Source organism: Anabaena azotica FACHB-119 (assembly GCF_014697625.1).
Classification (GTDB): domain Bacteria; phylum Cyanobacteriota; class Cyanobacteriia; order Cyanobacteriales; family Nostocaceae; genus Trichormus; species Trichormus azoticus_A.
The window spans coordinates 96197-106786 of record NZ_JACJSG010000027.1 but is presented as its reverse complement, the minus strand read 5'-3'; the positions used below and the strand labels follow the sequence as shown (position 1 = coordinate 106786).

The following is a 10590-nucleotide window of genomic DNA, read 5'->3' as shown; positions in this document are numbered from 1 at the left end:
TTGGCTAACGATCGCAATCCAACTGTTTAAACCCGAATCTTTGCTCATGACCTGCTTTGTGTCACGACGATTTATCTTAACATCTGATTCTTCAAAAAACCTGCCCTTGAAAGGATGAGGGAGTGGGGGGAGATGAGGGAGTGGGGGAGATGAGGGAGTGGGGGAGATGAGGGAGTGGGGGGAGAGTAGCAACTGATAACTGATAACTGATAACTGATAACTGATAACTGATAACTGTCAATTGTTGAATTTTATGTTCAGGGTCTTTATATGGCTGACCCCGTTTGATTACAATATTTATAGCTTTGTTTAGATTTACATCTAATTGGTGAATATTTGTAATATTTAAGATTTTCTTTAGATTTTATAATTTAAGATTTTCTTTAGGTTCTCAATGACACCTTTATGTAGATGCAGGAGAAGTTGTGATGAATATCTGCCCTGTGAACTCAAAAACACTACGTCAGCTTTGGTCTTTGGTGGAACAAACCCAATCCAGTACACTTCTCAGACTGAGTGATTCAGATTTAGTGCAACAATTGCTGACGCAGCTTGATAGTCAACAAGCTCTTAGCAATGAAGAAATTAGTTCTGTAAACAGTTACCTATGGTCTAGAACTAATCTTATCCGCGATTTAGCGATCGCTCGATTGGCTTAAGGTTAGAGGCTAGGGTGTGTTTTCCAACTATTCGTTGAGCAACTTAACGTTTCAGATACCCTGACCTCGACATAATCGACCGACTTTGGATTAAATACAGCAATGGACGCTTCGGTTTTACTGTGCGTACATTTGGGAAAGCTTGGGTGGTAAATTCGTCTAAAATCATTGTGACGCGGCTACTGTGCAATTACTTGTGCTTGAGGATATAGCAGGGGACAGGAGACAGGTGACTCTTGACAGGGCTGAAAGTCTTTGAAATGAAAGGTTTTAAGATGAGATAATGTCCTAATCTATCAGGCGACTGCTATAATAGTGAACAGTTAAATACGTTGGTGAAACACCAATTGGTAGGGCGCTTCTTTATACCCCACCATCCGCCGTCAGAACTGATAACTGATAACTAATCTATCAATTAACCTTTCGTGAATAGCCTTGCCAAAAAGGTTCTCGGAGTTTGCCTTTTTGTACTTTACCGCTTGGTGTTCTGGGTAAAGATGCTACAAATTCTACACTCCTGGGTAATTTAAAATCAGCTAATTTACCGCGAACAAAATTAATTATATCAAACGCTGTGGCATTCATACCTGGTTTTAAAACCACGATCGCTTTAATACTTTCCCCCCAGTCTTCATCAGGGACACCGATAACGGCGACTTCTGCGATCGCCTGATGTTCATATAAAATATTTTCCATCTCTGCTGGATAGACATTCTCGCCTGCATAACAGATCATATCTTTGAGGCGATCGCAAATATAGACATATCCCTCTGCGTCCAGATAACCTGCATCTTGGACGGTAAAAGCTAGATTGTAAGCCCCACTTTCTGGAGCAAACTGGTACATAAACCGTAAGCCTTTTTGACCGTAAGAAAGCGGGTAAGTTTTCCAGGTGGAACCCTAACGCAGTAATTCGATGATTTCCGGCTTATGCTGCTTAATTTGCTCTAGCAATGTCGGCGTTAACACCTCTTTAGATCCGCGATAACGCAGACGTTCACCATTAATGAATAATTCGACATTTTGCTGGGAAAGGTCTTGGAGAAACTCAGCTACATTCATAGTTCCCCTTCCAACAATTCCTCAGTTTTGCTGGGAGATGCAGATAAACTAGAACCTTGATTTGTCAGTCGTTCGCTCACCTATATTGCCAAGTCAGCAATAGTAAATTTCGTACATATTCAAGGATTTTCTACATCTGACGCACCCTACTACTGTGCCATTTGCGTAAGTCCTGAATTTATGGAAGTCGCTTAAAGCAACCATATCGTCATACCAAGTTGTGTTTAAAGATGTTTGTTTTAGCAGGAGGGGAAGCAACCCACCTCTAGCCCCTCCCTGGAGGGGAACGGGAAGTAGCGGAGAGTAAGATACTATCTTTGACTGCAACTTAGTATCAGTAATTAGCCAGACTTGATATTAAGAGTAATTAGCGCCTCAAGCCGAGTAGCTACGACAAAGAGTTTGAACCACTATCCTCAGAGCTTTGGCAGTAAGATTTACAACTGAATTAATATTTTCCTAATCTTTATGTTAAGTTTGACAAGCTATAATTTGACTTAAATAGTGAGTTAATTTAATATCAAATAGCTACTTTTCGGCATTCGCACAATAAATATTGCTTGAAGAAAAAGTCTTTATACAAGGTCATGGTTGGAGCTAGGATAGCTGAATCATGATGTGCCTTAAGTTGCCTAATATCAAGATTAATAATTGATGAAGATGAATACCTATAAATGGTTTAATGAAAATTAATAGCTTTGATTAGCTAATAATTACAAGATTTAAATAACTAAAAAATATATAAAACATGGGAAAATCAACAGTTTCCAGCAATGACAAATTACCTCTTTGGCAGCCGTTGACTGTAAGAAATTTTCGCCTTTTATTTATTGGTGAAAATGTGTCACTAATAGGAGATCAATTTTTTTTAGTAGCCTTACCTTGGTTGACTATACAGTTAACTAAATCCCCCATCAGCTTGGGTGGAGTATTGATGGCGGCGGCGATTCCTCGTGCTATTTTGATGTTGGTTGGCGGCGCAGTCAGCGATCGCCTCTCACCCAGGTTGATGATGATAGTTTCTCATATCTTGTGTGCGCTCCTCACAGGTTTACTCACGGTTTTAGTCATGCTGCCAGGTACACAACAGATATGGCTACTTTACTTGTTCGCGATTAGCTTCGGAATTGTTGAAGGTTTTTCGATCCCAGCCGCGAGATCAATTATTCCCACCCTCGTCACCAAGGAACAGTTGATAGCTAGTAATACCTTGAGTCAGGGAAGTACTCAACTAATTATGCTGATAGGCCCTACTTTAGGCGGTTTGCTAATTGCTAGTGTAGGTATTGAGAAAGCATTTGCCATTGATGCAGCCAGTTTCCTGTTCTCAGCTGTGACACTTTTGTTGATCAAAAAAAGTGACAAGCAAACTATAGCCCAAAGACAAGAGTCAGTGGTGACAAACGAATTACCACAAACCCCAGACTCCTCTCCCAGAAAAGCCTCTTTCACTCATCAGATCAACAGCTTAATTGCTGGTATCCGTGAGGGACTAAATTATACTTGGCATAATCCAGCATTGAAAGTAGTTTTACTGGTCATAACCGTAATTAATTTTTTCTTCTTAGGCCCATTAGAAGTTGGGATCACCTCATTGGCGCAGACTCGCTTCTCAGGAGGTGCGATCGCATTAGGAGTCATGAGGTCAGCTTGGGGTGGTGGTGCGTTGTTAGGCACACTAATGACAGCAGTTCTGACCAATCTTCCAGCCTTGGGAATAGTAATTCTGAGTCTGGGCGCTGTACAAGGCTTGGGCTTTTTCTGTATTGGCTTTTTAGGAAATTTAACCTTGACAAGTCTGGTAATTGCTGTTCTTGGTGGCTGTAGTGGCTTTTTCACTGTTTTAGGCATTACTTGGGTGCAAAAGCAAACTCCCCCGGAAATGTTAGGCAGAGTTATCAGCTTGGCGACCTTTTCTGCTGTTGGGGTGGCTCCCTTTTCCTATGTATTAGCTGGTTTCCTCGCTAATATAAATCTAGTTCTCTTATTTACTATTTCAGGCGGCATGATAGTTATTATCAATGCTTTACTAGCGACTAATCCATCAGTCAGAGCCATTGAGTAATAGACAAAAGTTTTGTATTGGGTCTGTTCGTATCTGATAAGCTGTTGTAGTTTTAGCTCGACTTTATCCAAAATTATAAACTTGGCTTTCTTGATTCGACAAAAACCCAATCCCCGCATGACTACCAAGCGTCGCCAATTTCTCAGAACTTGTGGTTTAGCTACCCTGGCTACCCAAATTCCTATGCTTACAGCTCAAGGTAAACCGCCAAATACCATCATCAAGCCGCCACGCTTACAAGTGGGCGACACAGTAGGGTTAATTGCACCGGCGGGTACTTTTGAACCTCGATATATAGAAATAGTCCAGCAATATCTGACTAACTTGGGGTTAAAAGCTAAGTTGGGCAAACATATTTTAGACCGTTATGGTTACTTAGCGGGTAAAGATAGCGATCGCGCTCAAGATGTAAATGATATGTTTGCTGATAATTCAGTCAAAGCAATTCTCGCTATGCGTGGCGGTTGGGGTTGTAATCGCATATTACCTCTACTCAATTACCCCTTAATTCGTTCCCATGCAAAAATTATCATGGGTTATAGCGATATTACTTCCTTATTATTAGCCATTAATGCCCGGAGTCGAATTATCACCTTTCACGGGCCTGTGGCTACATCCACCTGGACTCCCTTGACGCTGAACTATCTCCAGCGCATTCTGTTCAACGGGGAAGCAGTAACATTACAAAATACCAATTCTCCAGAAGGAAAAGTGCAGACAATAGTATCAGGAAAAGCCAAAGGTAAATTAGTAGGGGGTAACTTATCTGTACTAACTGCAATGCTTGGTTCGCCCTATTTACCCGCTTGGCAAAATAGAATTTTATTTTTAGAAGATGTCAACGAGGATATATATCGAGTAGATAGAATGTTAACGCAGTTAAAAAATGCGGGAATATTATATCGAATTTCCGGTTTTATCTTCGGACAATGTACTGATTGTAAACCCAGCGAGGGCTACTCGCTAACTTTAATGGAAGTATTACAAGACCACATCACCCCCTTAAAAATACCTGCTTGGTATGGTGCAATGATAGGTCACATTCAAGATAAATTTATCTTACCAATTGGTGCAGATGTAGAAATTGACGCTAATGTAGGAACAATAACTTTATTAGATGCGGCAGTCAGTTAATTATAGCCTTTCCTAATCTGTTGAGGTACAAATTTATCGGCGTTCATCTGCGTACCCTTCGGGTACTCTGCGAGAAAGCGGTAGCGTTGCCAAGCATTGGCTTCTCTACGAGACCCTACCGCGAACGCCAACATCTGCGTTTAATTATTCTTACTTCTCACTGGATCAAGAAAAGCTATATTATATCATGTCCGCTTAATCACTTATCACATCTTGGGGGTTGGTAATTGCTAATTGCTAATTGCTAATGGTAGAAAACAATTACCTATTCGCTATTACCCATTACCGACCCTAGCAACTATATCGTAAGTAATTAGCCGGACTTGATATTACTCAACTGTCACCTGTCACCTGTCACCTGTCACCTGTCACCCACTATAAAAATCAATAAATGTCTGCCGATAGGTATCTGGTAAACCTGTATCAAAACACTTACCTTTGACAACATATCCAGTCATACCTTCTGCTTGACACAACTTATCTAAACAGGTTGTTACTTGAAATTCGCCATAAGCGCGTAAATTTTTATTTATACTTTCTTCCAAAAAATCAAATATCCTTGGCGTAATTATATACAAACCAAAGATACATAAAAACTCATCTTCTGCCACGCCTTCTACCCGCAAATGCTCGCGTGCATAATCTATGCTGGGTTTCTCCGCCAGTTGTGTTACTGTCAGTATAGAATTAAAATCTTGCCAAACCCCTGTGACACATCCAGCTTTATTAATTATTGCTGCTGGCATTGTAGTTAAACTAACAACACTTTGATTAACTTGCTCATAAATTTCCACCATTTGCCGCGTACAAGATTTATCAATATCAGATTTATAAACATGATCACCTAACATTAATAAAAATGGTTCATTACCTACCCAATCTTTGGCACAATATACTGCATGACCATATCCTTCTTGTTCTTGTTGCGTTAAGAATACAACCTTATTGCCTAACTCTTGTAGGTATTTACTATATTCTTGATTTTGTGGAGAAAGTTTTTGCAATAGTTCTGGTGGCGGGGGATTTTTAAATAATTCAGCAAAAATTGCCATATCATCTGGCTGTACCACAATACCAATTTCTGTAATTCCCGCGCTAATTGCTTCTTCTACAATTGCTAAAATTACAGGCTTGGCTCTACCATCTTGATCAATAATCGGGAAAAGTGCTTTTTTCACAACTTTAGTAGCTGGAAATAATCTAGTACCAAAACCAGCAACTGGAATTACCGCCTTTCTTACTTTCCTTGTTGACATAAATTCTTTTTAAATTAGTTTGCAATGCCTGTGTCACTTGTTTTTTATACAGTCACAAATTTATCAATAGCCGTTATAAACTCCTTAAACCTGTAAAAATGGGAATTATTAACTTATCCCAATTCAAAAAATATTTACAACACATCGATTATCTGTAGGGGCGCACAGATGTGCGCCCCTACCCATATATCTGTCGCATTCTTTTTTCATAGGACTTACGCAACTGGCAGATTTTTTCTGTAGGGTGTGTGAGGAGCGATAATATTTGAACCTAGTCATGAGACTTGTAGCGTCACGCACCAACCACCAATTGTGACACTTGCGAGTCCTGTTTCAAATTGGTATCATTACACTTTTAAATTGTATAGTCCCTCATGGGTTTGTTGACAGTTGACTGTTAACTGTCAACCGTCAGCCGTCAACAGCCAATACGAAAAGATGTGCAACTTAGATGTATGACAGATCATTCTGGCATTTTTGCGTCTGTCTTGGGAGCAATTCCAGTATGCAAACAACTTAGGCTACTTTAGGGGATCATGTACTCTCAAGCCACGAATATTTTTAACCAAATCTTGCCCTGTGCAATTGCTTAATAGTTAAGATAATTATCATTTGCCATTTTATACATTACGATTAGTATAGTTTAGTGCATAGAGCAATTTTCCAGACTATGCTTTATGGTCAAAAAAATTTGCTTCAGTTAGGAAACACTAGCAACTATGAGCTAGTCTCTTTCTCAGAAGAAGTAAACAATTTTGATTGGGTTATATGGCTAAGGAAGTTCCCACAGTTAATTATCATAAAAATAAATACGGTTTTAATATTTTGCCAGCAAACTTATTTATAGGTTTATGTGCGATTTTACCAGCAATATCGGCATTACCTGTAGAAGCATTGCAAGTCCAGGTTAATCCCACCAAACCCCGACTAGGGGATACAGTGTCTGTATTTATTAATCTCGATAATCCCGACAATACTAATAACCCAACAATATCTGTTGGCGAGAAAACTTACCCAGCTTTTCAGGTAGCACCTAATAAATATCGAGCATTTATCCCCACAACTCCCTTAGAAAAGCCAGGTACTAGAAAAATTAGAGTGTCTGGTGATGGTCAAGTTACAGAGTTATCTTTACCAGTGACTAACCGTAAGTTTCCTGTACAGCGTATTACTCTACCACCAGGGAAATCTGCTAGTGGCGCAACTGAATACGAACTTAGACGTGCGGCTGAGTTGAAAGCTTTACAAACACCGCAAAAATACTGGAATGGGGCATTTCTGAGGCCAAATCAAGGACGACTCAGCACTGGTTATGGTGTACGTCGCTACTACAACGGCAAATTTGCCAAAGATTACTACCATCGTGGTATTGACTACGCAGGTGCAGCCGGATCTCGTGTAGTTGCCCCAGCAGCTGGCAAGGTAGCATTAGTAGGTAGAGTATCCCAAGGATTTCGGGTGCATGGTAACGTCGTCGGCATTGACCACGGTCAAGGAGTTGTCAGTATTTTCATGCACCTGAGCCAAATTAATGTAAAAGAAGGTGATTTTGTCAAAGCAGGGCAATTAATTGGCGCAGTGGGTTCCACAGGGGCTTCTACAGGCCCGCACTTACACTGGGGTCTGTATGTTAATGGTCAATCTGTTGACCCAATTCCCTGGAAAAACAAAACCTTTCCATAATCGGGGTGTGATTAAGGGGTGCTAATGTTGACTTTGTATATTTTTTGTCGATAATAAATTAGGCAAAAAAGTTTAACTGGTTCCGTACTTACCTTGCTTGGGTGGCTTAAATAAAAGATGAGCGCTATGAGTATTGAAAAAATTGTAGAACAAGCTCTCCAGGATGGTTATCTTACACCAGCAATGGAAGCAGAAGTCGGACGCATCTGTGATAACGCCTCAGAACTCTCAATAGAAGAGTACATGGCGCTAGATCGGTTGATGGGAGCGTTATTAACTGGTGAGGTAGTGGCAGTTCCTCGCAAACAGTTTATTAACGTTATGGAAGAATTAGTATTAACTGAGGCGATCGCTAGAGTAGCAGAAATTGAAGCTACCAGCGAAAGTTCCATTGATGTGGGCGATATAGCCGCCTACGCCCTCAACCGTCTACCCCCCCTATACGCCACCACAGAAGAAGGTGCTAGTTACCAACGCATACGTGCTAGGGCTGAACTTCAAGAATTAATCTCCCAGCAAGTAAGTGAGGCAATTAACCTTAACCTTAACCAACGAAACGACCACAGAACCCCTGTGTCCACAAAAACAACGGGCAATGAAGTCTTACGCCAGGTTAGCAGTTTACTACAAGTCTACGCTCCTAGCTTTGAACAGAAATCTTAGAATTAGTCATAAGTCATTAGTCAACAGTTAAAAGATGAAGCTTTTGGACTATAGACTATGGACTCTTAACTAATTCTGTACTATCACGGGTGTACCTACCTCTACTTGGTCATATAGCATACGGACATCAGAATTACGCATTCTTAGGCAGCCGTGAGAAATAGCGGTTCCTAAAAGGTGGGTATCTGGTGTGCCGTGAAATCCGATTTTATTACGTCCATCTGACCAAAAACCTATCCATCTCTCCCCTAAAGGACTGTCAGACCCGGCAGGAAATATTTTACCTGTAATCGGGTGTTTCCAGATGGGATCATGTTCCATGTGTGACACGGTGAAAGTCCCTGTAGGCGTTTCCCAGCCTTTCTTACCTATAGCTATTGGGTAACTGGCTATGACAACATCCCCAGCATAAACGTAAGTACGGCGATCGCTCAAATCAACCACTACTTCCTTCTTCGCATTCTCTACAAACTTATTGGAGGTTTTTTGGTGGGCTGAAGGTTGAGGTGAACGCAACTCGCTAGAATTGCTTAATTTTGATGAAAATAGCTCTGTTTTTTTGGGTACGTTAGTCGCTAAAGCTACATTTTGGTTAACAGTGTCCGACTTATTATTAGGCTCAATAGCCGAAGACTGTGGTTGAGATATTTGAGATGAAGTAGAGTCCCCTGGAGGTACAGGCGCACCAAAAGCCGTTTCGCCTATCCCCCCCCTGTAAACCCCCCCTTGACGGTTTAAGGTAGTCAGAACTGGTTTTTTAAACTGTTCCTGCGCCGTAGTAACGCGCCAATGCACAGCTAGCGATAAGATGGCTGTGCCGAAGCCCAGAAACATTACCATACGCCCTACTGATTCATTTCTTACCATTGCCATCGCCTATTGTTTATCCCTGACATATCCGACCGACTAATTGAACATTTTTATTTTCTAATTATCAAGAATTTATAAATTCTTATCTGTTTGCCCGTAACTATGCCTAAGCTCTTGGGCAAACTAAGAGTATAGAGGTATTAGAGTTAAACAATTTCTCATACAGAAGTTTGTTTAACTGGAGTGTCAAACAGAGAATTTTTAACATCAAACTTACTGCTAGCACTTGCCAAGTGCGGAAATTAATCATAAATGGTGTGTGTGGGAGAAAGACCATGTTAGAAAAACTATGCCTAGCAATCACGATTACGTTTGCCCTCAACTTATTTTTCCAAGTTCATGTCCCTGATCAAACTAATTCTGGGGCTAGTTATCAACAACACATAGACACATCAACAACAATTTTAGTCAAAAGACCGGAAAAATGACATTCCCCAGCTACTACAACCCAAGAAATCCCTGATACTATACTTTTTACTAAGGTTCAATCACCCAGCTTTATAGTAGGGGATAGGGGATAGGGAACATAAGACAGCTTCAAAAGCTGTTTACTATCAATATTTTATGGTTTATCTCTGTCATAAGCTATGTGGTGACTACTATAAATAAGCAATCTGGAATTTCTGGAGTAACTGTAGGGTGCGTCATACCCAAGAATTTCCTATACATTTAAGGATTTTCCACATCTGACACACCCTACCCCAAGTGCCAGTTCCGTAAGTCCTGTATAAATCAGCAATCTGGAATTTCTGGAATGAGAATTACCTTTCAATTTCCAGGTTGTGTGCATCAATCTTGCATATAATTTCTGCAAACTGGTATTACTACTAAAAATAGTTTCTACCGGATTCAGTTTCTGTCTGCCAAATAACTAAGTTTTCTATTTTAATAGAACCTAATTGGCTTTGTCAGAGATTGACAATCCAGCATGAGCAATCGTGACTATCATAGACATATTTTCATAGTTATTTCTGTTATGAAATCATAGTTTATTACTCCAGGGCGAGTTAGTTCTTAGTTGTTATTTGTCAAGGTTTAAAGATTAGTTTTGTAGAATAATGACTCATCACCAATGACAACTGATAAAAAAGTTTTACATTCGATATAATGCTAAAGTCAATTTCAGAAATTTTACCCAAAAGTTTTACAAAAATTACTTTCCTCCAGTTTCATCATTCATATACATAGATGAATTTCT

General features: G+C 40.2%; 12 protein-coding genes. 7 read left to right on the top strand and 5 right to left on the bottom strand.

The window, feature by feature from the left end:
• Positions 1-428: 428 nt before the first annotated feature.
• Positions 429-659: a hypothetical protein gene (locus H6G83_RS19775; protein ID WP_190475426.1), complete on the top strand. Its 231-nt coding sequence runs from the start codon at positions 429-431 to the stop codon at positions 657-659.
• Positions 660-730: 71 nt separating this feature from the next.
• Complete coding sequence (locus tag H6G83_RS35440; RefSeq protein ID WP_313936538.1) at positions 731-871, top strand: hypothetical protein; 141 nt, start codon at positions 731-733, stop codon at positions 869-871.
• A 199-nt stretch (positions 872-1070) separates the two neighbouring features.
• Here the strand turns inward: H6G83_RS35440 and H6G83_RS19765 are convergent, their stop codons facing one another.
• Positions 1071-1505: an AMP-binding enzyme gene (locus H6G83_RS19765; RefSeq protein WP_190475424.1), complete on the bottom strand. Its 435-nt coding sequence runs from the start codon at positions 1503-1505 to the stop codon at positions 1071-1073.
• A gap of 54 nt (positions 1506-1559) precedes the next feature.
• Positions 1560-1721, bottom strand: a complete 162-nt coding sequence (locus tag H6G83_RS19760) for a TubC N-terminal docking domain-related protein (protein ID WP_190475422.1) — start codon at positions 1719-1721, stop codon at positions 1560-1562.
• 748 nt (positions 1722-2469) lie between these two features.
• Here H6G83_RS19760 and H6G83_RS19755 point away from each other — a divergent pair.
• Both H6G83_RS19755 and H6G83_RS19750 read left to right on the top strand, forming a co-directional pair.
• The gene (locus H6G83_RS19755; protein WP_190475420.1) at positions 2470-3786 is read left to right on the top strand and encodes an MFS transporter; all 1317 of its coding nucleotides are present in this window, start codon (positions 2470-2472) and stop codon (positions 3784-3786) included.
• A gap of 117 nt (positions 3787-3903) precedes the next feature.
• Positions 3904-4920: a S66 peptidase family protein gene (locus H6G83_RS19750; protein WP_190475447.1), complete on the top strand. Its 1017-nt coding sequence runs from the start codon at positions 3904-3906 to the stop codon at positions 4918-4920.
• On the opposite strand, the gene H6G83_RS19745 is transcribed toward H6G83_RS19750, so the two are convergent.
• Both H6G83_RS19745 and H6G83_RS19740 read right to left on the bottom strand, forming a co-directional pair.
• Positions 4917-5054 carry a hypothetical protein gene (locus H6G83_RS19745; protein WP_190475418.1) on the bottom strand — a complete coding sequence of 46 codons (138 nt, stop codon included), beginning with the start codon at positions 5052-5054 and terminating at the stop codon, positions 4917-4919. The two genes, H6G83_RS19750 and H6G83_RS19745, sit on opposite strands and share 4 nt — an antisense overlap.
• A gap of 234 nt (positions 5055-5288) precedes the next feature.
• The gene (locus H6G83_RS19740) at positions 5289-6176 is read right to left on the bottom strand and encodes a UTP--glucose-1-phosphate uridylyltransferase (protein WP_190475417.1); all 888 of its coding nucleotides are present in this window, start codon (positions 6174-6176) and stop codon (positions 5289-5291) included.
• A 768-nt stretch (positions 6177-6944) separates the two neighbouring features.
• Here H6G83_RS19740 and H6G83_RS19735 point away from each other — a divergent pair.
• Both H6G83_RS19735 and H6G83_RS19730 read left to right on the top strand, forming a co-directional pair.
• Positions 6945-7859, top strand: coding sequence for a M23 family metallopeptidase (locus tag H6G83_RS19735; protein ID WP_190475416.1), 915 nt, complete (start codon positions 6945-6947; stop codon positions 7857-7859).
• 126 nt (positions 7860-7985) lie between these two features.
• A complete protein-coding gene (locus H6G83_RS19730) occupies positions 7986-8522 on the top strand; it encodes a late competence development ComFB family protein (RefSeq protein WP_190475413.1) in 537 nt (178 codons plus the stop codon).
• Positions 8523-8591: 69 nt separating this feature from the next.
• Here H6G83_RS19730 and H6G83_RS19725 read toward each other — a convergent pair whose 3' ends face one another.
• Positions 8592-9395, bottom strand: a complete 804-nt coding sequence (locus H6G83_RS19725) for a L,D-transpeptidase (RefSeq protein ID WP_190475411.1) — start codon at positions 9393-9395, stop codon at positions 8592-8594.
• A gap of 272 nt (positions 9396-9667) precedes the next feature.
• On the opposite strand from H6G83_RS19725, the gene H6G83_RS19720 reads away from it, so the two are divergent.
• Positions 9668-9820, top strand: coding sequence for a hypothetical protein (locus H6G83_RS19720; RefSeq protein WP_190475409.1), 153 nt, complete (start codon positions 9668-9670; stop codon positions 9818-9820).
• Positions 9821-10590: the final 770 nt, after the last annotated feature.

What these genes read in the sequence shown, in the direction of transcription:
- H6G83_RS19765 (WP_190475424.1), bottom strand. Translation starts at nt 1,505, where the DNA reads ATGTACCAGTTTGCTCCAGAAAGTGGGGCTTACAATCTAGCTTTTACC.
- H6G83_RS19760 (WP_190475422.1), bottom strand. Translation starts at nt 1,721, where the DNA reads ATGAATGTAGCTGAGTTTCTCCAAGACCTTTCCCAGCAAAATGTCGAA.
- H6G83_RS19740 (WP_190475417.1), bottom strand. Translation starts at nt 6,176, where the DNA reads ATGTCAACAAGGAAAGTAAGAAAGGCGGTAATTCCAGTTGCTGGTTTT.
- H6G83_RS19720 (WP_190475409.1), top strand. Translation starts at nt 9,668, where the DNA reads ATGTTAGAAAAACTATGCCTAGCAATCACGATTACGTTTGCCCTCAAC.
- H6G83_RS19755 (WP_190475420.1), top strand. Translation starts at nt 2,470, where the DNA reads ATGGGAAAATCAACAGTTTCCAGCAATGACAAATTACCTCTTTGGCAG.
- H6G83_RS19730 (WP_190475413.1), top strand. Translation starts at nt 7,986, where the DNA reads ATGAGTATTGAAAAAATTGTAGAACAAGCTCTCCAGGATGGTTATCTT.
- H6G83_RS19745 (WP_190475418.1), bottom strand. Translation starts at nt 5,054, where the DNA reads ATGTTGGCGTTCGCGGTAGGGTCTCGTAGAGAAGCCAATGCTTGGCAA.
- H6G83_RS19775 (WP_190475426.1), top strand. Translation starts at nt 429, where the DNA reads ATGAATATCTGCCCTGTGAACTCAAAAACACTACGTCAGCTTTGGTCT.
- H6G83_RS19735 (WP_190475416.1), top strand. Translation starts at nt 6,945, where the DNA reads ATGGCTAAGGAAGTTCCCACAGTTAATTATCATAAAAATAAATACGGT.
- H6G83_RS19750 (WP_190475447.1), top strand. Translation starts at nt 3,904, where the DNA reads ATGACTACCAAGCGTCGCCAATTTCTCAGAACTTGTGGTTTAGCTACC.
- H6G83_RS19725 (WP_190475411.1), bottom strand. Translation starts at nt 9,395, where the DNA reads ATGGCAATGGTAAGAAATGAATCAGTAGGGCGTATGGTAATGTTTCTG.